This is a genomic window from Janthinobacterium sp. YR213, from assembly GCF_900099875.1.
In the GTDB taxonomy this organism is placed as follows: Bacteria; Pseudomonadota; Gammaproteobacteria; order Burkholderiales; family Burkholderiaceae_D; genus Janthinobacterium; species Janthinobacterium lividum.
Genome location: NZ_FNDA01000001.1, coordinates 1,394,215 through 1,415,285, shown reverse-complemented (window position 1 = coordinate 1,415,285; position 21,071 = coordinate 1,394,215). Strand labels below are relative to the sequence as shown.

The following is a 21,071-nucleotide window of genomic DNA, read 5'->3' as shown; positions in this document are numbered from 1 at the left end:
TTTGCCCGGCATGGTGCCGGCGCGCCTTTTTTTCCCATGAAGTATGTCGATCGCGGTAGCGGCTGTCATTCGCACGCCTGTCTGTTTGCGCCTGTTGCAAGCGGTGCTGGGGTTGTGCGCGGTGCTGGCCGCCTGGCCCTTGAGCGGTGCGTGGCGCGTTGCTGCCGTGCCCGGGACTGCTTCCGGCCCTGGTCAGCTGGTGGGCGGCTACGCGCTGGGCTGGGGTTCTGCGCTGCTGAGCGCGGCTGGCGGCGTGTTTTTGCTGGCTTTGCTGCGCCGGCGCAGAAAGCCGCAGGCGCTTGATATTTCGCCGGTTGGCCAGTTGCGCCTGGCGGTATATCTGGAGCATGGCGAGGTGCCAGGGGCTATTGCTGACGGGGGAGCGGAGACGGTCGGGCCGGGGCTTGCGGGGGTGCAGGGGCTGCGCCTGTTGCCGGGCTCGACCTTGTGGCCGTCGCTGCTCGTGCTGTGCCTGGCCGATGCTGCCGGGCGGCGCACGGATGTGCTGGTGCAGCGCGGTGGCAGCTGCGCCGCCTTCCGTCCGCTGGCCGTGGCTTGCCGGGCGATCGCGGCGCGGAACAGGGAAGAATAAAAGTGCGGCGAACACTGAACTTCTTGCAGCGGGCCAACTCTATATCCATACAGGCGCCCACGCTGCATGACTACAGGGACATCGGGCGTGAGGACAGAGCGCGAGTATGATCAGTTGCTGGTCGAGCGGGTACAGGCTGGCGACAAACGGGCATTTGATGTGCTGGTATCGAAATATCAGCGCCGCTTGATGCGCCTGGTGTCGCGCCTCGTGCATGACCCGGCGGAGGCCGAAGATGTGGTGCAGGAAACCTTTATCAAGGCCTACCGGGCGCTGCGCCATTTCCGCGGCGAGGCCGCCTTTTATACGTGGTTGTACCGCATCGGCATCAATACGGCCAAGAATTATCTCGTCACGCAGGGGCGGCGCGCCGCCACGTCCAGCGATACCGACGCCGAGCAGGCGGAGTCTTTCGATGACGGTAATAAATTGCGCGATAACAATACACCCGAATCGGTGCTGGCCAGCAAGCAGATTGCCGCCACCGTCAATGCGGCCATGGATGTGCTGCCCATCGAGTTGCGCACGGCCATCGTGCTGCGCGAGATCGAGGGCCTGAGCTATGAGGAAATATCGGAGATCATGGCGTGCCCCATCGGCACCGTGCGCAGCCGGATTTTTCGCGCGCGCGAAGTGATTGCGGAGAAATTGAAGCCATTGCTGGACATGCCGATTGACAAGCGCTGGTAATCTGGGGAGTATGAGGTTGGCATGGCTGCGTCCGTTTTCCGCACCGACCCTCTTGAAATGGCAGGATCCATCATGGATACGCACACACGATTGCACGAGACTATTTCCGCGCTGGCCGATGGCGAGCTGGCGGCGAACGAACTCGAACTGGCTTTTGCCGCCCTCGATACGCCATCGGGACGGCAAGCCTGGGATGCCTATCGCCATATAGGTGACGTGCTGCGCTCGGAGCAGTACGGCCATGCCTTGAGCGCCCAGTTCGATGCGCGCCTGGCCAGCCGCCTGGCCGCCGAGCCGGCGCCCGATGAGCCGGCTGCCCATGCAGAGCCGCTACCACCCCTTGCCGCTGGCATCGTGCCGCCGGGCGCGGCCGAACCGCTGGAGGCGGGGCCGCTGGCGCAGCGCTAGCTGTCGCGTTTTCCATCTTATGCCAGGCTTAACGTTCCTGTCGCCCTCTTGACACTGGCCTTCGGTACGATTGACACTGTGCACAGGCAATATCTTGCTTTTGCGATATATTGTTGCATTGTTTGCCATGCGCGCTGTCAGGTGGGTTTGCCCCTGGTTTTCCGTCATGACGGCCAATCATGCGCGCAGGCAATTGCCTGATCCGCGTTTTGATCCGTTTACCGTTTATATATACTCGAAAAGATCCTTTCCATGAAAAAAAACATGTGTGCCGCCAGCAAGTCGTTTTCAGTGAAGACGCTTTCCGCCTTATTGTTCGGTACGGCTGGCGTCTTCCTTGCTCCCACCATGCTGGGCCTGGCGCCGCAGGCGCAGGCCGCCGTGCCTTCCGTGAAACTGCCTGATTTTTCGGACCTGGTCGATGCCGTCGGCCCGGCCGTGGTGAATATCCGCACCACCGAGCGCCTGAAAATGGGCGCCGCCGGGGCTGGCGTGGGCGGCCAGGATGAGCAGGAAATGCAGGAATTCCTGCGCCGCTTCTTTGGCGGCGCCATGCCCACGCCGCGCCAGCAGGCGCCACGCGGCGGCCGCCGCGCCGTGCCGCAGGAGCAGGAAGTGCAGCGCGGTGTCGGTTCCGGCTTCATCATCTCGGCCGATGGCTATGTGCTGAGCAATGCCCACGTGGTCGATGGCGCCGACGAGGTGTACGTGACCTTGACGGACAAGCGCGAATTCAAGGCCAAGGTGATTGGCGCCGATGCGCGTACCGACGTTGCTCTGCTGAAAATCGAGGGCGGCAACCTGCCGCGCCTGACCATCGGCGACTCGGACAAGATCCGCGTGGGCGAGTGGGTCATCGCCATCGGTTCGCCGTTCAACCTGGAAAATACGGTGACGGCCGGCATCATTTCCGCCAAGTCGCGCGACACGGGCGACTACTTGCCGCTGATCCAGAGCGACGTGGCCGTCAACCCTGGCAACTCGGGCGGTCCGCTGATCAATATGCGCGGCGAAGTGATCGGCATCAATTCGCAGATCGCCACCTTGTCCGGCGCCTACAATGGCATTTCGTTTGCCGTGCCCATCGATGAAGCCATGCGCGTGGGCGAGCAGCTGAAAAAGACGGGCAAGGTTGTGCGCGGGCGCATCGGCGTGCAGATCGGCGAAGTGAGCAAGGACGTGGCGGAATCGCTGGGCTTGCCGAACGCCAAGGGCGCGCAAGTATCGATGGTGGAGCCGGGCGGTCCGGCCGACAAGGCGGGCATCAAGCCGGGCGATATCATCCTGAAATTCAACGGTGCTCAGATCGAGCGTTCGTCCGATCTGCCGCGCCTGGTAGGCGGTGCCGCCGTCAACGGCAAATCCACGATAACGGTCTGGCGCAAGGGCGCACAGCAGGACATTCCCGTCACCGTCGTCGAGCTGGAAAGCGAGAAGACGGCGAAGAAGGGCGCCAAGGAGCCGGAAGCGCAAGCCGTCAACGCACTGGGGCTGAAGGTCAGCGACGTGCCGGCCGCGAAGAAGCTGGAATTGAAGATCGACGCGGGCGTGCTGGTCGACGAGGCGGATGGTGTGGCGGCCCTGGCTGGCCTGCAGCCTGGCGACGTGATCTTGCAATTGAATAATGTTGCCGTGAAAGACGCCAAGCAATTCAACGCCCTGGTCGCCAAGCTCGATCCGAAAAAGACATCGGCCGTGCTGGTGCGCCGTGGCGACGTGGCGCAATTCGTTTCGCTGCGTCCATCAGCGAAGTAACTATGTGATCATCCCGCATTCCGGCCGCAGCCGGGATGCGGTATTCTTCCTGCTATGCACTTCACCCTCTATTCCCGCAGTTATTGCCATTTATGCCAGGATATGCTCGATGCCTTGCTCCTGCTGCAGCCGCCTGAAAAACCGTTTACCGTGGACGTGATCGATATCGATGCCTCGCCCGATGCCTCGCTGCTGGCCCGTTTCGATGAACTGGTGCCGGTGCTGTTTGGCGACCTGGCGCAGCCCGAGCTATGTCATTATTTTCTTGACGAAGAGGCTGTGCGGCGCTGCCTGGTGTAGCTTAACTGTCAATATTGACGCTGCATTGCACCATTCTGGTGCCGAAAACAGCCGAAAATGTTGGCTTGCCCCGGTGCCGGCCTCATAAGACGGGCTTTCTACTCTGAAATCCGGTAAAATGGGGAGGTCGAAAAAGCTACTGTCCGAGGCAGCAGCTTCTGTCGCTTCAAAAGCGCTCGCCTGGGCATGCAGATGTCCTGCTCGGAGCGCTTTTTTTCATCATGAGTGGGGCGCCCGGTTTTGGCCCTGTTTGGCCCGAGCATGATCCCCATGATTCCTGTTAAAGCAGTGTCGTCAACTTCGCACTTATATTAGTTAATGAACAACATACGCAATTTCTCCATCATCGCCCATATTGACCACGGTAAATCGACCCTGGCTGACCGCATCATTCAATTGTGCGGCGGCTTGTCCGACCGCGAGATGGAGGCGCAGGTGCTCGATTCGATGGATCTGGAGCGCGAGCGCGGCATTACCATCAAGGCGCAAACGGCGGCCTTGCACTACAAGGCGCGCGATGGCCAGATCTACAATCTGAACCTGATCGATACGCCAGGCCACGTCGACTTCAGCTATGAAGTGTCGCGCTCGCTGTCGGCGTGCGAAGGCGCGCTGCTGGTTGTTGACGCGTCGCAAGGCGTGGAAGCGCAAACCGTGGCCAACTGCTACACGGCGCTGGACCTGGGCGTGGAAGTGGTGCCCGTCCTGAACAAGATCGACTTGCCGAACGCGGATCCTCCGAGCGCCATTGCCGAGATCGAAGACGTGATCGGCATCGACGCGGGCGACGCCGTGCATTGCTCGGCCAAGACGGGCTTCGGCGTGCTGGACGTGCTCGAGCAGCTGATCGTCAAGGTGCCGCCACCGAAGGGCGACCCAGATGCGCCGCTGCAGGCGCTGATCGTCGACTCCTGGTATGACGCCTATGTGGGCGTGGTCATGCTGGTGCGCGTCATCAACGGCACCCTGAAACCGAAAGACAAGATCCGCCTGATGGCCACCGATTCGGTGCAGCTGGTGGAAGACATCGGCGTGTTCTCGCCCCGTTCGCAATCCTTGCCGCAATTGTCGGCAGGCCAGGTGGGCTTCATCATCGCCGGCATCAAGGAATTGAAGGCGGCGAAAGTGGGCGATACCGTCACCCTGGCCAACCGTCCTGCCGCCGCGCCATTGCCCGGCTTCAAGGAAGTACAGCCGCAAGTGTTCGCCGGCCTGTTCCCTGTGGAAGCGAACCAGTATGACGCGCTGCGCGACTCGCTGGAAAAGCTGAAACTGAATGACGCGGCCCTGATGTACGAGCCGGAAGTGTCGCAGGCGCTGGGCTTCGGCTTCCGCTGCGGCTTCCTGGGCTTGCTGCACATGGAAATCGTGCAGGAACGCCTCGAACGCGAATTCGACATGGACCTGATCACGACGGCACCTACCGTGGTGTACGAAGTGATCCAGCGCGACGGCACCATGATCAACGTCGACAATCCGTCGAAGATGCCCGATCCGTCGCGCATCGAGGAAGTGCGCGAGCCTATCGTCACGGTCAATCTGTACATGCCGCAGGAATACGTGGGCTCCGTGATCACCCTGTGTATCGGCAAGCGCGGCATCCAGATGGACATGAGCTACCACGGCCGCCAGGTCAAGCTCGTGTATGAAATGCCGATGGCCGAAATCGTGCTGGACTTCTTCGACCGCCTGAAATCGACGTCGCGCGGCTATGCCTCGATGGATTACGAGTTCAAGGAATACCGCGCGGCCGACGTGGTCAAGGTCGACATGCTGATCAACAGCGAAAAAGTCGATGCGCTGGCGATTATCGTCCACCGTTCGAACAGCCAGTACCGTGGCCGCCAGGTGGCTGCCAAGATGCGTGAACTGATCCCGCGCCAGATGTTCGACGTGGCCATTCAAGCGACCATCGGCGCCAACATCATTTCGCGCGAGAACGTGAAAGCCTTGCGCAAGAACGTGCTGGCCAAATGCTATGGCGGCGATATCAGCCGCAAGAAAAAATTGCTGGAAAAACAAAAAGCGGGTAAGAAACGCATGAAGCAAGTGGGTTCCGTGGAGATCCCGCAAGAGGCATTCCTGGCAATTTTACAAGTGGATGGTTAATCAATGAACCTGCAAGTGATTTTAGGAAATTTCGCTTTAATCCTGTTCGTGCTGATGGTGTTGACGGGCCTGGTCTGGTGCCTGGATGTGTTTTATCTGTCCAAGCAGCGCCGCAAGGCGGCCGACCGCGCCCTGGCTGAATTCGATGCACGCCAGTCCAAGCTGGCCGCCGAGGGCATCAAGTCCGATGCGGGCGGCAGCCGCGCCAGCATCGAGGCGGCCCTGTTGCGCCAGCCGACCTGGGTCGAGTATTCGGGCAGCTTCTTCCCCGTCATCGCGCTCGTGTTCTGCCTGCGCTCGTTCCTGTACGAGCCATTCAAGATCCCGTCGAGCTCGATGGTGCCGACCTTGCTGGTGGGCGACCTGATCCTGGTGAACAAGTTCACCTATGGTATCCGTTTGCCGATCGTCAACAAGCGCATCATTGAAGTCAACGATCCGCAGCGCGGCGACGTGATGGTGTTCAAGTATCCGAAAGATATGTCGCAAGACTATATCAAGCGCGTGATCGGTGTGCCCGGTGATAAAATCACCTATGAAAACAAGCGCTTGACGGTCAACGGCAAGGAAGTGGCCTACACGCCGCTGGACGACTACCTCGATGACGAAAGCACGGTCTACCACAAGCAGCTGGAGGAAAACCTGACGGGCGTGAGCCACCGCATCCTCAACGACGAGCCTGCTCCAACGTTGAACTTGCGCGAAGTGAAGGATTTCCCGCACAAGGATGCGTGCAACTACAACGAAGACGGTTTTACGTGTGTAGTGCCACAAGGCAATTATTTCATGATGGGCGACAACCGCGACAATAGTGCGGACAGCCGCTACTGGGGCTTCGTGCCGAACGAGAACATCGTCGGCAAGGCTTTCCTGGTGTGGATGAACTTCAGCAATCCGAAACGCGTGGGCGGCATACACTAAGCCGGTCTGGTCTGTAAAGGACCAGCCATGGCTGCCGCGCCGATTCCCCGCGTGGCGGCTAGCCGAATTACTCAGATGACACAGAAACAACAATGAATCTTCAGCTATTGCAAACCCGTTTAGGCTATACGTTCCAGGATGCTGGCCTGTTGCAGCAAGCCTTGACGCATCGTAGCCACAGCAGTTTGCATAACGAGCGGCTGGAATTCCTCGGCGACTCCATCCTCAACTGCGTGGTCGCTTCCATCCTGTACGAGCGCTTCAAGTCCATCGACGAGGGCGACCTGTCGCGCCTGCGCGCCAATCTGGTGAAGCAGCAGTCGCTGTATGAAATTGCGCAAAAGCTGGAACTGTCGCAATTCCTGCGCCTGGGCGAAGGCGAACTCAAATCGGGCGGCTTCCGCCGTCCATCGATCCTCGCCGACACCCTGGAAGCCTTGCTGGGCGCGATTTTCCTCGACACGGGCTTCGATGCCGCCAGCACGGTGATACGCGCCTTCTACATCCCCATCCTCGATTCGGTCGATCCGCAAACCCTGGGCAAGGATGCCAAGACCCTGCTGCAGGAGTTTTTGCAAAGCAAGAAAATTTCGCTGCCACAGTACAACGTGGTGGCCACCCACGGCGCCGCCCACAGCCAGGAATTCGAGATCGAATGCCTGGTGCCGAAATTGAACATCCAGGTCTACGGCCGTGGCGGAAGCCGCCGCGCCGGTGAGCAAGCCGCCGCCAAACTGGCGCTGGACGTGGCCGAGCAGGCACTGTTGAAGTCGCCAGCCGCCAGCCGCAAGCCCAAACCGCGCGCCGCCCAGCTCAAGCTGGCCGGCATTGCCACCATCCAGAGCGACGACGCGGCAGCCCCAGCTGCCCCGGCGATCGCCGCTCACACTAAACAGAATCGACACTAGCATGACAGCCACCAAAATGCCCGACAACTTCCGCTGTGGCTATATCGCCATCGTGGGCCGCCCCAACGTGGGCAAATCGACCCTGATGAACGTGCTGATCGGCGCGAAGGTCAGCATCACCTCGCGCAAGGCGCAAACCACGCGCCACCGCATCACGGGTATCCAGACGGTGCCGGATGCGCAGTTCATCTACGTCGACACGCCAGGCTTCCAGACGCGCCACTCGAACGCGCTGAACAAGACGCTGAACAAGACCGTCACGAACACCCTGATTTCCTCGGACGTCATCCTGTACGTGATCGAAGCGGGCACGTTCGGCCCGGCCGACCAGCAAGTGATGGACCTGTTGCCGAAGGAAGTGCCATGCATCCTCGTCATCAATAAATCGGACCGCGTGAAGGACAAGGCCGTGCTGCTGCCGTTCGCGCAAAAGATCGCCGCCATGCGCGACTTCGCCGCCATCGTGCCTGTTTCCGCCAAGCTGCACTTCCAGCTGGAAGGCTTGCAGAATGAAATCAAGCGCTTCTTGCCGGAAAACCAGCCGATCTTTGGACCGGACGACATCACGGACCGCAGCGAGAAATTCCTCGCCTCGGAAATCGTGCGTGAAAAACTCTTCCGCTTTGTCGGCGACGAACTGCCGTACACGAGCACCGTGCTGATCGAGAAATTCGAGCAGGAAGGCGATCTGCGCCGCGTGTTTGCCGCCATCCTGGTCGAGCGCGATACGCACAAGTCCATGATTATCGGCAACAAGGGCGCGCGCCTGAAGGAAGTCTCCACCCAGGCCCGCCTGGATATGGAAAAGCTGTTCGGCGGCCCCGTGTACCTGGAAATCTGGGTCAAGGTCAAGTCGGGCTGGGCCGACAACGAGGCGGGCTTGCGCGCCTACGGCTACGAGTAATCCGCAACCCGGGGGCGACGCCACACGCATGAGCACCACCACGCCAGCGCTGCACCATCCTGCGCCAGCTTCACCTGCTGTTTCCGCACCTGTCCCCGCGCCGGTGGCCATCGCGCCGCCGGCCGTACCTCCCACAGCACCCCGGCGCAGCCGTCCGCCCACGCGCGACGGCCGCATCACGGGCCAGCCAGCCTTCGTGCTGCACAGCTACCCGCATAAAGAAACCAGCCTCATCGTCGACGTGTTTACGCGCGAGTACGGCCGCATCGCGCTCGTTGCCAAGGGCGCCAAGCGGCCCCATTCGCAGTTGCGCGGCGTGCTGCAGACGTTCCAGCCGCTGCAAGCGGGCTGGACGGGCAAGTCCGAGCTGCGCATTCTCACCGGTGCGGAATGGGTGGGTGGTATGTTGCCGCTGGAAAAGACAGCCTTGCTGTGCGGCTTTTATTTGAACGAATTGCTGGTCAAATTGCTCGCGCGCGACGACCCGCATCCCGTCCTGTTCGACCACTACGTTGCTACCTTGAATCAACTGGCGCACAATGAGCCCCCGCCCATCGTGCTGCGCAAGTTCGAGCGCGCCCTGCTCAAGGAAACGGGCGTGGCGGCCGACCTGACGCGCTGCACGGGCACGCGCCAGGCCGTCGAGGCGGGGCAGGTGTACGTGGTCGACCCGGAGCGGGGGCCGCGCCCGGCGCGCGCCGCCGACGCCTGGCCCAGGATCACGGGCAAGACCTTGCTCGACATGGAGCGCGAAGATTATCTTGACGTGGCCACGCAGGCGCAAAGCAAGCTGCTGATGCGCTTTTTGCTGGCCCATCAACTGGGCGGCGCCACCTTGAACACGCGCCAGATACTGATTGATTTAATGCAGCTGTAGCTGAGATTTGCAGCAGGACAGCACTTTACGGATACCATTTATATGAGCTTTTTGCAGCCTTCCGGCCCCGTCATCGACCTGGGCGTCAACATCGACCACGTGGCCACCTTGCGCAATGCGCGCGGCACTGCCTATCCTGACCCGATCCGCGCGGCACTGCTGGCCGAACAGGCCGGCGCCGACGCCATCACCCTGCATTTGCGCGAAGACCGCCGCCACATCAAGGATGCGGACGTGATCGCCATCGCGCCGCAATTATTGACGCGCATGAACCTGGAAGCGGCCGTCACGGCCGAGATGATCGATTTCGCCTGCCGCATCAAGCCGGCGGACGTCTGCCTGGTGCCGGAAAAGCGCACGGAAGTGACGACCGAAGGGGGCCTGGACGTGGTGCGCTACTTCAAGGAAGTGCAGGCGGCGGTGCAACAATTGCAAGGCGAGGGCATCCGCGTGAGCCTATTCATCGATGCGGACGAGCAGCAGATCGCTGCCGCCGCCGAGCTCGGCGCGCCCGTGATCGAGCTGCACACGGGGCGCTATGCCGATACGCAAGGCGCCGAGCAGCTGGCGGAACTGGAGCGCATCAAGGCGGGCGTGCTGTTTGGCGTGGGCCGTGGCTTGAAAGTCAACGCGGGTCACGGCTTGCATTACACCAATGTGCAGGCCATCGCCGCCATTCCCGATATTGCTGAACTGAACATCGGCCACGCCATCGTCGCGCATGCCGTGTTTGTCGGCTGGGAAAACGCCGTTCGCGAAATGAAGGCCATCATGGTGGCCACGCGCCTCGGTCACAGGGCCTGACAGGGGAGTAGGGCATGATCTACGGCATCGGTACCGATATCTGCAAGATACCCCGCATCGAGGCGGCCCTGGCGCGGCACGGCGAGCGTTTCGCGAAAAAGATATTGGGGCCGCAGGAGCTGGAAAAATTCCGCGCCCGCAGCGCCAAGAATGCCGCGCGCGGCGTGCGCTTCCTTGCCACGCGCTTCGCGGCAAAGGAAGCGTTTTCCAAGGCCATCGGCCTGGGCTTGCGCATGCCGATGACCTGGCCCGCCGCGCAGATGCTGAACCACCCCAGCGGCAAGCCGATGATCGTCTGCAGCGGCGTGCTGGCGCAGTTCATGGAGAAAAACCGCCTGAGCGCGCAAGTGACCATCAGCGATGAAGAAGAATATGCGGTCGCGTTCGTGATCGTGGAACAGGCAGTGTAACTATAAGTGCGCAATGAGCCAGCAATGACCGAAGCAAGCCCAGAATCTTCCTTGGCGGAAACGCCACCCGATCCCCGCGCGCAAGTGCTGGCGACCGTCGCCAAGCTGCCGAATTTGCCCGGCGTGTACCGCTATTTCGACGCCGCCGACAAGGTGCTGTATGTCGGCAAGGCGCGCGACCTGAAAAAACGCGTCTCCAGCTACTTCCAGAAGAACCTGGCCAGTCCCCGCATCGCCATGATGGTCGAGCGCATCGCGCGCCTGGAAACGACGGTCACGCACAGCGAAGCGGAAGCCTTGATCCTGGAAAACAACCTGATCAAGGCGCTGCAGCCGCGCTACAACATCCTGTTCCGCGACGACAAGTCGTATCCGTATCTGAAGATCACGAATGGCGATGCGCCGCGCATGGTGTATTACCGGGGTGCGGTAGACAAGAAAAACCAGTATTTCGGGCCGTTCCCCAGCTCCTGGGCCGTCAAGGAATCGATGCAGATTCTGCAAAAGGTGTTTCTGATCCGTACCTGCGAGGACAGCGTGTATGCGAACCGCACGCGTCCCTGCCTGCTGCACCAGATCGGCCGCTGCAGTGCGCCCTGCGTGGACCTGATCAGCAAGGAAGACTACAAGAACGACGTGGAAAACGCGGCGCGCTTCCTGCGCGGGCGCCAGAGCGAAGTGCTGGCCGACCTGGAAAAGAAGATGCACGCGTTTGCCGCTGAATTAAAATTCGAGCAGGCCGTGGTGGTGCGCAACCAGATCGCCTCGCTGTCGCGCGTGCTGCACCAGCAAAGCATGGAGACGACCGGTGACGCCGATGTCGACATCCTCGCCGTGCTGGTGCAGGGCGGGCGCGCCTGCGTCAACCTGGCCATGGTGCGCGGCGGACGCCATCTGGGCGACCGTGCTTATTTCCCCAGCCAGCTCAGCGATGCGGCGGCGATTGCCGAGGAACCGATCGAGGTGGAAGTGCTGGCCGCCTTCCTGGCCCAGCACTACACGGAAAAATTCATTCCCGGCACCCTGATCCTGAATATCGAATTCGACCAGCCAGCCCTGATGGTGGCGCTGATGGAGCAGTGTGGCCACCGCATCAACCTGATCTTCCAGCCGCAGGGGCAGCGCCGCCAGTGGCTGGAAATGGCGCAGAAGGGCGCCGAGATTTCGCTGGCGCGCTTGTTGTCCGAACAGGGTTCGCAGCAGTCGCGCACGCGCGCGCTGGCCGAGGCGCTGCGCCTGGAAACGGAAGACCTCGACAGCCTGCGCGTGGAGTGTTTCGACATCAGCCACACGCAGGGCGAGGCGACGCAGGCATCGTGCGTCGTGTTCCACCATCACGCCATGCAGAATGGCGAATACCGGCGCTACAACATCAACGACATCACGCCAGGCGACGATTACGCGGCCATGCGCCAGGTCCTCATGCGCCGTTACGAGAAAGTGGCGAATGGCGATGGAGTGATGCCCGACGTGGTCTTGATCGACGGCGGCAAGGGACAGATCGAAATGGCGCGCCAGGTGTTCGCCGAGCTGGGACTCGATATCAGCTTGATTGTCGGCGTGGCCAAGGGGGAGGGACGCAAGGTTGGCCTGGAAACCCTGCTGTTCGTCGATGGCCGCGCGGCGCAGGAACTGGGCAAGGAATCGGCGGCGCTGATGCTGATCGCGCAGATCCGCGACGAGGCGCACCGCTTCGCCATTACTGGCATGCGCGCCAAGCGGGCCAAGACGCGCCAGACGTCGCGCCTGGAAGAGATCGAGGGCATCGGCGCCAAGCGCCGCCAGAAATTGCTGTCGCGCTTTGGCGGCTTGCGCGGCGTGGTCGACGCCAGCATCGAGGATCTGATGTCGGTGGAGGGGATTTCCACGCAGCTGGCAGAAGAGATTTACAAGCAGCTGCATTAGAACTCCTAACCAAACCTACTGCGCGTCGCGACTTGCGGCCTGCGATGCTCACTGGCTCGGCGCCCCCGTGTCAAGCACAGCTGCGCTTCTCGGTCGCAACTCACTGCCGCTCGCTACGGTTTTGTGAGGGTTCTATGACGGCCTGGTCCGGTGCCGCGGCAACCGGACTAGGCTAATACCCTGGGGCCATGTAGACTAGTGGCGCTTTCTTCACGCTTTCCTCATGTTCAATTTACCCGTCGGCCGATTGCTCTCTTATGCCTTTTAATATTCCCATCCTTTTGACCTGGCTGCGCGTGGCCCTGATACCGCTCGTCGTCGGCGTGTTTTATCTGCCGCCGTCGATGCTGCTGCATGGCGACCAGAACCTGGTTGCCACCCTGGTCTTCATTGTTGCGGCCGTCACCGACTGGTTCGACGGTTTCCTCGCGCGACGCTGGAACCAGACCTCGGCCTTCGGCGCCTTCCTCGACCCGGTCGCCGACAAGCTGATGGTGGCGGGCGCCTTGCTGGTGCTGGTGCAGCTCGACCGTGTGAATGCCGTGCTGGCCTTCATCATCATCGGCCGCGAAATCACGATTTCCGCGTTGCGCGAATGGATGGCGCAGATCGGTGCATCGAAATCGGTGGCCGTCAGCTCGATAGGCAAGATCAAGACGGCCGCGCAAATGACGGCCATTCCCCTGCTGCTGTACCACGAAGTGATCTTTGGCGCGATCGACACGCACGTGTGGGGCGAGAAGCTGCTGTGGATCGCCTGCGTGCTGACGGTGTGGTCGATGTTCTATTACTTGCGCCTGGCGTGGCCGCTGATTAAAGAAAAAGCGGGAAATTTGCACTAAGAATAGGCAGGCGGCTGCTTTGTGCGGAATATTTTGCAAAAGACCAGATATTGCCCGTTGACAGCCCCTGTAATCCCTCTATAATGCTGGCCTGTTGTTGATGACGCGGGAGTAGCTCAGTTGGTAGAGCGCAACCTTGCCAAGGTTGAGGTCGAGAGTTCGAGACTCTTCTCCCGCTCCAGTTTTCTGGATCGTGTCATAGGTAAAAACAGCGACTGCAGTAAAAAGTAGTACTGGCGATGTAGTAGAGCTTCTGATACAATGTTGTCCACTGCGGGAGTAGCTCAGTTGGTAGAGCGCAACCTTGCCAAGGTTGAGGTCGAGAGTTCGAGACTCTTCTCCCGCTCCAGTGAATACTGGATCAGCAGTAAAGCAGCACTGGTAAACGGTAGCAAAAAGCAGTAAAATAGCGGTTCGTATGCGGGAGTAGCTCAGTTGGTAGAGCGCAACCTTGCCAAGGTTGAGGTCGAGAGTTCGAGACTCTTCTCCCGCTCCAGCGAAAGCTGAAGCAGTACAGCAAGAATGGCAGTAGCAGAAAATAGAAGCTCCAATGCGGGAGTAGCTCAGTTGGTAGAGCGCAACCTTGCCAAGGTTGAGGTCGAGAGTTCGAGACTCTTCTCCCGCTCCAGAATTCTAAAGGGAAGCTAAGCTGGCTTCCTTTTTTTATCCGCCGCGGTACGCAGCGAGATTAAGCAGTAACCAAGCTCCAATGCGGGAGTAGCTCAGTTGGTAGAGCGCAACCTTGCCAAGGTTGAGGTCGAGAGTTCGAGACTCTTCTCCCGCTCCAGTTTTCAAGGTGTGCCGCAAGGCCCATCCAAGCAGTTCCTCTGGCGAGGTAGCAAAGAGGTTATGCAGCGGCCTGCAAAGCCGTTTAGACGGGTTCGATTCCCGTCCTCGCCTCCAGATGAAAAAAATAGCCCACTTTCGAGTGGGCTATTTTTTTGTCCGCGCATTTGCCTGACTTTTGCCGGCTGCGCATCTTGTATAATGCCGGCAAGCTCAGCCGCGCCGCCTGGCGCCTTGATGAAACTTCCCCTTTCCGCCATACCGATGTAGTCACTGACGACTTTCCTGCTCCGTTCGACCTCAGCGCAGCTTTTTTGTGACGCCCGCTGGTATGGCTGTGCCTGATGATTGTCCATCAGGCCGGCATTTTCCTGTTCCGACTTTGGATACGCATCAATGATCAACACAACTTTTCGGGATGAGTGGTTCTCGAACCTGCAAAAGAACGTCCTGGCGGGCTTGACCACTTCCTTTGCCCTGGTGCCTGAATGCATCGCCTTTGCCCTGGTGGCGCAATTGAATCCCCTGATGGGCCTGTATGGCGCCTTCATCATTTGCGCATTCACGGCCATCTTTGGCGGACGCCCCGGCATGATTTCCGGCGCCGCCGGCTCCATGGCCGTCGTCATCGTGGCACTGGTGGCGCAGCATGGCGTGCAGTATCTGCTGGCCACCGTGGTGCTGAGCGGCATCCTGATGGCCTTGTTCGGCATCTTGCGCCTGGGTAAGCTGATCCGCATGGTGCCCTATCCGGTGATGCTGGGCTTTGTGAATGGCCTGGCCATCGTCATCGCCATGGCCCAGCTGGAACACTTTCGTCAGGCCACGCCGCAGGGTGAAACCTGGCTGCAAGGCATGCCCTTGTATGTGATGGGCGCGCTGGTGGCGCTGACCATGGCCATCGTCTACGTGCTGCCGCGCGTCACGAAGGCCGTGCCTCCCGCGCTGGTGGCCATCCTCGGCGTGGGCGTGCTCAGCCATTTCTTGCACCTGCCCACGCGCACCCTGGGCGACCTCGCGCATATCGCCGGCGGCCTGCCGGCCCTGCATTGGCCCACCGTGCCGCTGGACATGGCGACCTTGCATATCATCTTCCCGTATGCGGCGCTGATGGCCATGGTGGGCTTGCTGGAAACTTTGCTCACTTTTAATCTTACCGATGAGATGACTGAAACGCGGGGCCATCCGAACCGTGAATGCATCGCCCTCGGCGCATCGAATGTCGTTTCCGGCCTGTTTGGCGGCATGGGCGGCTGCGCCATGATCGGGCAGACGATGATCAACCTGAGCTCGGGTGGCCGCTCGCGCCTGTCGGGCGTGACGGCCGGCGTGATGATTTTGCTGTTCATCCTGTTCCTGTCGCCGCTGATCGAGCGCATCCCGCTGGCCGCCCTGGTGGGCGTGATGTTCGTCGTGGCGCAGCAGACGTTTGCCTGGGGTTCCTTGCGCGTACTGGGCAAGGTGCCGTTGCAGGATGCGCTGGTGATCGTTGCTGTGACGGTCATTACCGTATTCACGGACCTGGCGATGGCCGTGCTGTGCGGCATCGTCATCGCCGCCTTGAATTTTGCCTGGCAGCATGCGCGTGAAATGCGTGCCGATATCGATGACAGCAGCGCCGGCATGCGCGTGTACCTGCCGCATGGCACGCTGTTTTTTGCTTCCACCACGCATTTCCAGGAGCTGTTCCAGCCAGCGTCGGACCCGGCCCGCGTCATCCTCGACTGCAGGCACCTGCACATGGCCGATCACTCGGCCATTGCCGCCATCGAATCCTTGTATGAACGCTATGACAAGGCGGGCAAGCATCTGCAGGTGACGCATCTTTCCACCCGCAACCAGGCATTGCTGCAGCGGGCCGGGGTGGATGTCGGCGTGGCGTAAAATAGGGGATTGTTGAATGTCTGTGGAGTGTGAATGCTGTCGAACGAACAAGAACAATTGTTGCAACAAAGCCAGGCGGGCTTCGACGCCTACTATGACGCGCTGGGCGCCTCGCTGGTAAATTTCGTCGAGCGCCTCGGCATCCAGCCGGCGCACGAAGTGCTGACCAGCGCGGCCGAATACCTGCCGTATATCGACGCGGCCATGCGCACCATCGTCATCCGCGACGAGAGCTGGCAGTGGGTAAAAACCATGCTCGGCTATTTTATCGGCGAATACTTCGTGCAAGGCCATGCGGGCTGCTGGTATGTGGAAACGCGGCCGGAATCGCCGCATTTTTGCCGCATCATGGTGGGGGGCTTCGAGCATGGTTTGCCAGCGGACGTCGCCATCGATCCGGAGGCGCTGGCGCTGGAATTTCTGGGGCAATCCGTGCCGCGCGAGCTGGCGGTACTGATCGCCAAAGCGCAAGCCCGTGCGGCTTGATGCCGCACGGCTTGCTTAAGCAGACTTAAAACTCTTCCCACTCGCCTTCGGCCGGCGCAGTTGCCTTGCTGCTGGCGCGCGTCGCGGGCAGGCGCAGGGCAGGGGCCGAAGCCTTGCGGGCTGGTGCGGCAGCAGTTGGCGTTGCGCTGCGCTGTGCCGCTTTTACGCTGAAACGGTCGGTCGCTACTGCATTGGCATCGAGGCGGAAGACGCTGACCACCTGCGCCAGTTCGCTCGCCTGTTCCTGCATCGCTTCGGCCGCTGCTGAGGCTTCTTCCACCAGGGCCGCATTTTGCTGGGTCACCTGGTCCATTTCGGAAATGGCCTGGTTGACTTGCTCGATGCCCGCGCTCTGCTCTTCGCTGGCGTTGCTGATCTCGCTCATGATGGAAGTGACAAAGCCGATGCTTTGCACGATTTCTTCCATCGTCTTGCCGGCCTTGTCGACCAGGTCCGTGCCCACGTCGACCTTTTGCACGGAGTCGTCGATCAAGCCCTTGATCTCTTTTGCCGCCGCTGCCGAGCGCTGCGCCAGGTTGCGCACTTCCGTGGCCACCACGGCGAAGCCGCGGCCCTGTTCGCCAGCGCGCGCCGCTTCCACTGCCGCGTTCAATGCCAGGATATTCGTCTGGAAGGCGATGCCGTCGATGACGGAAATGATGTCGACGATTTTCTTCGACGAGGTATTGATTTCGCCCATGGTGGCGACCACTTCGGCCACCACGGCGCCACCGCGGCTGGCGATGCCGGCCGCGTCGCCGGCCAGTTTATTCGCCTGGCGCGCATTGTCCGCGTTCTGTTTCACGGTCGAAGTCAGTTCTTCCATCGACGACGCCGTTTCTTCCAGCGAGCTGGCTTGCTGTTCCGTGCGCGACGACAGGTCCTGGTTGCCGGCGGCGATTTCCGCGGAGGCCGTGGCGATGGTGTCGGTGCCGCTGCGCACCTGGCCCACGATGCCCACCAGGCTGTCGTTCATGGTTTTCAGGGCATGCATCAGCTGGCCCGTTTCATCGCGGCCCTGTGCCGTGATGGTGCTGGTGAGGTCGCCAGCTGCCACGGTTTCCGCCACTTTCACGGCGGCGCGGATGGGGCCGGTGATCGAGCGCGTGATCCACCACGCGAAACCGATGCCCATCAGCACGGCCAGCACGCCCATGGTGATCAGGAAGATGCGGGTGCCGCTGTAGGCTTCGATGATGCTGGCGCCGACGCCGTCGGCGGCCTTGATCTGCATGTTGGCAAAGCGTTTGACTTCGGCCAGGTAGGCCACGGTGATCGGCGCCACTTCCTTGTCGAACACGACCTTGGCACCCGCCACGTCGCCGTCGGCCTTCATCTTGAAGGCGCGCGCGCGCGTCGTCACGTAGTCGGTGCGGACCTTGCGCACGACCTTGAATTGCTCGATCACGGCAGGATTGAGCAAGGACGCGATGATGTCGTCCTGCAGCTTGCTGGAACGCTCCGCATCGACTTTCAAGTCTTCCTCGATCTTGGCGCGCACGACAGGATCGGTGATCTCGAACGAGGCGACGCCGCGCACGCTGTTGAGTTCAATGATCTTCGACCATTCGGCCACCATGCGCTGGTTCTTGATGCTGGTATTGATGAGACGGTAAGTCAGGTCGCTGGCCGTTTGCATGCGCACGAGGGCGGTGATGGTCAATGCGGCAAGCAACAGCAATACGACAGCAAAGCCGACGCCAAGGCGGCTGCCGATGTTCAGGTTTTTCATGTAATTCCTAACAGTTTAATAGTCATGATCGCCGCCGCCAGCAGGGGCGGACAGGCGCCGCAAGGCGCATGGGATCGGGGTCTTCGGGTGCCGCGTGATGGCTGTGCGGCGCGCCACGCTGAGCGTGGCGATGGAGGTGAAGCAAGGGGCATGTCGGTCAGGCTGACCGCTGCCCAGCAAGCCGCAAGTATAGCATTGACGCAGAGAAATAGTTTTTCAAAGCAATTTTAATTGTTTTTTGATATTGATTTCCTGTTGTGTTTTTACATCAAGTACCTGCGCTATAAGTACTATCACTTACATAAGTGCTGACTTATCGCATGGCCGCCTGATAAAATACTAATGATAATCATTCGTATTAAAACATCGACCAGGGAATTGTATGCAGCGCAAGCCAGGATTCAAACCGATCACCATCGCCGTACTGGGCGCCTTGACCTTTGGCGCCACGCCATTGGCTACTTGGGCACAGGAAAGCTTGCCCGCCGTCACCGTGACGGCGGCTAAGGACAAGGATGGCTATGTTGCCGCCACCTCCGCCAGCGGCACCAAGATGGAAATGGCTTTGCGCGACGTGCCGCAGACGATCAACGTGGTGCCGGCCGCCGTCATCCGCGACCAGAACGCCATGTCGATCCAGGACATCATGAAGAACATCCCCGGCGTGGGCCTGTCCACGGGCGACGGCCAGCGCGACCAGGTGTTCATCCGCGGCTTCACGGCCATCGGCGACCAGTTCGTCGACGGCTTCCGCGATGACGCGCTGTACTTCCGCGACCTGTCGAATGTGGAGCGCCTGGAAGTGATCAAGGGGCCGGCCGCCGTGCTGTATGGCCGCGGCTCCTCGGGTGGCCTGGTGAACCGCATCACCAAAAAACCGGGCGTGGACATCACGGACGTGGCCCTGAGCCTGACGAACACAAAAGGGCGCCGCGGCGAAGTCGACGTCGGCCGTGTCGGCGAGACGGTGGACTGGCGTGTCACGGGTGCGCGCGAATTGTCGGACAGCTACCGCGACCAGCAATTCATCAACCGCACGGCGCTGGCCCCGTCCGTGGCCATCCGCTTGTCGAGCGCGACGAAACTGCTGCTGCAGGGCGATTACCTGGAAGACCGCCGCCTGACGGACTTCGGCATTCCGTCCTACCAGGGCCGCCCCGTCGCCGTCGATGCGGGCACCTATTATGGCGCGGCCAACGCCCGCGATGCGGACTTCAGCCAGTCGCGCGTGGTGTCCACGGCCGCGACATTGACGCACAAGTTCAGCGATTCCTTATCGCTGCGCAATGCCTTCCGCTACTACGACTACCACCTGGACCGCAACAACACGAATATTTCCGGCAACGTCAACGAAGTCAAGGGCACGATGAGCCTGGGTCACGCCAAGCTCAACCGCGACGAGAGCGGCTGGTTTAACCAGACGGAACTGACGCAAAAGCTGGTCACGGGCACCATGCGCCACGAAGTGCTGTACGGCGCCGAGTTCGGCAAGCAAAACAAGGATGCGTCGAGCTGGGCTTCGACCGTGGTGGCGACGAATGTATCGATCTTCAACCCCGTCCTGCCGCAGGTCAACCGCAGCAAGCTGGGCGCGCGCGGCGATACTTTCGGCACCTATGACACGGCCGCCGCCTACGTGCAGGACGCCATCAGTTTCAGCGACGAGTGGAAGGCGCTGGCCGGCTTGCGCTACGACCGTTACAAGCAGCAGTCGCGCCTGGCCAATGCGGCCGGCCTGACGACGGCGGACCTGTCACGCACGGATTCGGCCTACAGTCCCCGCGCCGGCCTCGTCTGGCAACCGGGCGCCGTGCAATCGTATTACGCGTCGTGGAGCCGTTCGTTCCAGCCGAGTGGCGAGAACTTCGCCCTGGCCGCCAACAATGCCGACCTGGCGCCGGAAACCACGCGCAACACGGAAGTGGGCGCCAAATACGACCTGTGGGGCGGCCGCGCCAACGCCACCGTGTCGCTGTTCCGCCTGGAGCGCGACAATATCAAGACCAGCGACCCGATCACGAACCGCATCGTGCCCGTCGGCACGCAGCGCACGGATGGCCTGGAACTGACCTTCAACGCCGACTTGCACGATGGCTGGAAGATGATGGCCGGCTACGCTTACCTGGACGCCACCATCACCGATTCCATCGCCGTCGACCGCAGCGTGAATGCGCCGGGCACGACGACGGCCAGTTCCGTCGCCATCAAGGGCAAGCGCGCCACTTTGACGGCGCGCAACACGGCCAATCTGTGGCTGACGAAAGACCTGGGCCACGGCTTCACCGTGGGCGGCGGCGCGAATGCCGTCGGCAGCCGCTTCGCCAACCCTGGCAACACCGTCGTGCTGCCAGGCTACGTGACGGCCGACGCCATGGCCGCTTACCGCACGGGCCGCTATGAAGTGCAACTGAACGTCAACAATATCGGCGACACGCGCTACATCGTCTCGGGCCACGGTTCCAGCCCGAACCTGAGCTTGCCGGGCGCGCCGCGCAACGTGGCGCTGACCTTGCGCTACAGCTTGTAATTTGTCATTTTTCTGACGCATACCAAACCCGCTCGCGAGCGGGTTTTTTCATGGTGGGTAGCGATGTGCAAGCGTGCCGGGCAGGCTGGCATTGTTTAGAGGGAATATTCGGTATCGTCAAATTAATGTTGACTAAAGGCAATTTTTTCCAGCGGACTAAGCCTTGTCGGAGTTTGAGGGGTAAAATACTGTCATACGGCACAGGCATGGTGCTTATATCTTGGTGATATG

At 60.9% G+C, this 21,071-nt stretch carries 18 protein-coding genes and 6 tRNA genes; 23 read left to right on the top strand and 1 reads right to left on the bottom strand.

The features are described from left to right. Positions 1–43 precede the first annotated feature (43 nt). The 22 genes from BLT98_RS06225 to BLT98_RS06120 all read left to right on the top strand — a co-directional run bounded on the left by BLT98_RS06225 (position 44) and on the right by BLT98_RS06120 (position 16,581). Positions 44–592 (top strand): hypothetical protein, encoded by a 549-nt coding sequence (locus BLT98_RS06225; protein ID WP_092605964.1) that lies wholly within the window; start codon positions 44–46, stop codon positions 590–592. A 66-nt stretch (positions 593–658) separates the two neighbouring features. Further along, positions 659–1,282, top strand: a complete 624-nt coding sequence (rpoE, locus tag BLT98_RS06220; protein WP_070280215.1) for an RNA polymerase sigma factor RpoE — start codon at positions 659–661, stop codon at positions 1,280–1,282. Positions 1,283–1,354: 72 nt separating this feature from the next. Further along, entirely contained in the window at positions 1,355–1,690 is a 336-nt protein-coding gene (locus BLT98_RS06215; protein WP_092605962.1) for a sigma-E factor negative regulatory protein, read from the top strand. Between the two features lie 252 nt (positions 1,691–1,942). Next, positions 1,943–3,445 (top strand): DegQ family serine endoprotease, encoded by a 1,503-nt coding sequence (locus BLT98_RS06210; protein ID WP_070255333.1) that lies wholly within the window; start codon positions 1,943–1,945, stop codon positions 3,443–3,445. A 54-nt stretch (positions 3,446–3,499) separates the two neighbouring features. Further along, the gene (locus BLT98_RS06205) at positions 3,500–3,745 is read left to right on the top strand and encodes a glutaredoxin family protein (RefSeq protein ID WP_034779226.1); all 246 of its coding nucleotides are present in this window, start codon (positions 3,500–3,502) and stop codon (positions 3,743–3,745) included. 318 nt (positions 3,746–4,063) lie between these two features. Next, positions 4,064–5,854 (top strand): translation elongation factor 4, encoded by a 1,791-nt coding sequence (gene lepA / locus BLT98_RS06200; RefSeq protein WP_034749621.1) that lies wholly within the window; start codon positions 4,064–4,066, stop codon positions 5,852–5,854. Positions 5,855–5,857: 3 nt separating this feature from the next. After that, positions 5,858–6,775 (top strand): signal peptidase I, encoded by a 918-nt coding sequence (lepB, locus tag BLT98_RS06195; protein WP_034749618.1) that lies wholly within the window; start codon positions 5,858–5,860, stop codon positions 6,773–6,775. Positions 6,776–6,867: 92 nt separating this feature from the next. After that, positions 6,868–7,683 (top strand): ribonuclease III, encoded by an 816-nt coding sequence (gene rnc, locus BLT98_RS06190; RefSeq protein WP_077406693.1) that lies wholly within the window; start codon positions 6,868–6,870, stop codon positions 7,681–7,683. 1 nt (position 7,684) lies between these two features. Then, a complete protein-coding gene (gene era / locus BLT98_RS06185) occupies positions 7,685–8,587 on the top strand; it encodes a GTPase Era (RefSeq protein ID WP_034749612.1) in 903 nt (300 codons plus the stop codon). 28 nt (positions 8,588–8,615) lie between these two features. Then, positions 8,616–9,464, top strand: a complete 849-nt coding sequence (gene recO / locus BLT98_RS06180; RefSeq protein ID WP_070280219.1) for a DNA repair protein RecO — start codon at positions 8,616–8,618, stop codon at positions 9,462–9,464. A gap of 42 nt (positions 9,465–9,506) precedes the next feature. Continuing rightward, positions 9,507–10,268, top strand: coding sequence for a pyridoxine 5'-phosphate synthase (gene pdxJ / locus BLT98_RS06175; RefSeq protein ID WP_034779221.1), 762 nt, complete (start codon positions 9,507–9,509; stop codon positions 10,266–10,268). Between the two features lie 14 nt (positions 10,269–10,282). Next, positions 10,283–10,678 carry a holo-ACP synthase gene (gene acpS, locus BLT98_RS06170; RefSeq protein ID WP_070280220.1) on the top strand — a complete coding sequence of 132 codons (396 nt, stop codon included), beginning with the start codon at positions 10,283–10,285 and terminating at the stop codon, positions 10,676–10,678. A 24-nt stretch (positions 10,679–10,702) separates the two neighbouring features. Further along, entirely contained in the window at positions 10,703–12,583 is a 1,881-nt protein-coding gene (gene uvrC / locus BLT98_RS06165) for an excinuclease ABC subunit UvrC (protein ID WP_070280221.1), read from the top strand. A gap of 257 nt (positions 12,584–12,840) precedes the next feature. Beyond that, on the top strand, positions 12,841–13,425 hold the full coding sequence (gene pgsA, locus BLT98_RS06160; RefSeq protein ID WP_034749601.1) for a CDP-diacylglycerol--glycerol-3-phosphate 3-phosphatidyltransferase: 585 nt from the start codon (positions 12,841–12,843) through the stop codon (positions 13,423–13,425). 105 nt (positions 13,426–13,530) lie between these two features. Next, positions 13,531–13,606: transfer RNA gene (locus BLT98_RS06155), tRNA-Gly, on the top strand. Between the two features lie 92 nt (positions 13,607–13,698). Continuing rightward, positions 13,699–13,774, top strand: a tRNA-Gly gene (locus BLT98_RS06150). A 71-nt stretch (positions 13,775–13,845) separates the two neighbouring features. Beyond that, positions 13,846–13,921: transfer RNA gene (locus BLT98_RS06145), tRNA-Gly, on the top strand. Between the two features lie 56 nt (positions 13,922–13,977). Further along, positions 13,978–14,053 (top strand) — tRNA-Gly (locus tag BLT98_RS06140). An 83-nt stretch (positions 14,054–14,136) separates the two neighbouring features. After that, a tRNA-Gly gene (locus tag BLT98_RS06135) sits at positions 14,137–14,212 on the top strand. A 42-nt stretch (positions 14,213–14,254) separates the two neighbouring features. Further along, a tRNA-Cys gene (locus BLT98_RS06130) sits at positions 14,255–14,328 on the top strand. A 279-nt stretch (positions 14,329–14,607) separates the two neighbouring features. Then, positions 14,608–16,095, top strand: coding sequence for a SulP family inorganic anion transporter (locus BLT98_RS06125; protein ID WP_092605960.1), 1,488 nt, complete (start codon positions 14,608–14,610; stop codon positions 16,093–16,095). A gap of 33 nt (positions 16,096–16,128) precedes the next feature. Next, entirely contained in the window at positions 16,129–16,581 is a 453-nt protein-coding gene (locus BLT98_RS06120; RefSeq protein WP_092605958.1) for a hypothetical protein, read from the top strand. Positions 16,582–16,606: 25 nt separating this feature from the next. On the opposite strand, the gene BLT98_RS06115 is transcribed toward BLT98_RS06120, so the two are convergent. After that, positions 16,607–18,313 carry a methyl-accepting chemotaxis protein gene (locus tag BLT98_RS06115; protein WP_070254521.1) on the bottom strand — a complete coding sequence of 569 codons (1,707 nt, stop codon included), beginning with the start codon at positions 18,311–18,313 and terminating at the stop codon, positions 16,607–16,609. 382 nt (positions 18,314–18,695) lie between these two features. Between BLT98_RS06115 and BLT98_RS06110 the strand changes: the two genes are divergently transcribed. Continuing rightward, complete coding sequence (locus BLT98_RS06110; RefSeq protein ID WP_092605956.1) at positions 18,696–20,840, top strand: TonB-dependent receptor; 2,145 nt, start codon at positions 18,696–18,698, stop codon at positions 20,838–20,840. Positions 20,841–21,071: the final 231 nt, after the last annotated feature.

What these genes read in the sequence shown, in the direction of transcription:
- BLT98_RS06120 (WP_092605958.1), top strand. Translation starts at nt 16,129, where the DNA reads ATGCTGTCGAACGAACAAGAACAATTGTTGCAACAAAGCCAGGCGGGC.
- BLT98_RS06215 (WP_092605962.1), top strand. Translation starts at nt 1,355, where the DNA reads ATGGATACGCACACACGATTGCACGAGACTATTTCCGCGCTGGCCGAT.
- era (WP_034749612.1), top strand. Translation starts at nt 7,685, where the DNA reads ATGACAGCCACCAAAATGCCCGACAACTTCCGCTGTGGCTATATCGCC.
- rnc (WP_077406693.1), top strand. Translation starts at nt 6,868, where the DNA reads ATGAATCTTCAGCTATTGCAAACCCGTTTAGGCTATACGTTCCAGGAT.
- pdxJ (WP_034779221.1), top strand. Translation starts at nt 9,507, where the DNA reads ATGAGCTTTTTGCAGCCTTCCGGCCCCGTCATCGACCTGGGCGTCAAC.
- lepA (WP_034749621.1), top strand. Translation starts at nt 4,064, where the DNA reads ATGAACAACATACGCAATTTCTCCATCATCGCCCATATTGACCACGGT.
- pgsA (WP_034749601.1), top strand. Translation starts at nt 12,841, where the DNA reads ATGCCTTTTAATATTCCCATCCTTTTGACCTGGCTGCGCGTGGCCCTG.
- BLT98_RS06115 (WP_070254521.1), bottom strand. Translation starts at nt 18,313, where the DNA reads ATGAAAAACCTGAACATCGGCAGCCGCCTTGGCGTCGGCTTTGCTGTC.
- BLT98_RS06225 (WP_092605964.1), top strand. Translation starts at nt 44, where the DNA reads ATGTCGATCGCGGTAGCGGCTGTCATTCGCACGCCTGTCTGTTTGCGC.
- lepB (WP_034749618.1), top strand. Translation starts at nt 5,858, where the DNA reads ATGAACCTGCAAGTGATTTTAGGAAATTTCGCTTTAATCCTGTTCGTG.
- BLT98_RS06205 (WP_034779226.1), top strand. Translation starts at nt 3,500, where the DNA reads ATGCACTTCACCCTCTATTCCCGCAGTTATTGCCATTTATGCCAGGAT.
- BLT98_RS06125 (WP_092605960.1), top strand. Translation starts at nt 14,608, where the DNA reads ATGATCAACACAACTTTTCGGGATGAGTGGTTCTCGAACCTGCAAAAG.
- rpoE (WP_070280215.1), top strand. Translation starts at nt 659, where the DNA reads ATGACTACAGGGACATCGGGCGTGAGGACAGAGCGCGAGTATGATCAG.
- recO (WP_070280219.1), top strand. Translation starts at nt 8,616, where the DNA reads ATGAGCACCACCACGCCAGCGCTGCACCATCCTGCGCCAGCTTCACCT.
- BLT98_RS06110 (WP_092605956.1), top strand. Translation starts at nt 18,696, where the DNA reads ATGCAGCGCAAGCCAGGATTCAAACCGATCACCATCGCCGTACTGGGC.
- uvrC (WP_070280221.1), top strand. Translation starts at nt 10,703, where the DNA reads ATGACCGAAGCAAGCCCAGAATCTTCCTTGGCGGAAACGCCACCCGAT.
- BLT98_RS06210 (WP_070255333.1), top strand. Translation starts at nt 1,943, where the DNA reads ATGAAAAAAAACATGTGTGCCGCCAGCAAGTCGTTTTCAGTGAAGACG.
- acpS (WP_070280220.1), top strand. Translation starts at nt 10,283, where the DNA reads ATGATCTACGGCATCGGTACCGATATCTGCAAGATACCCCGCATCGAG.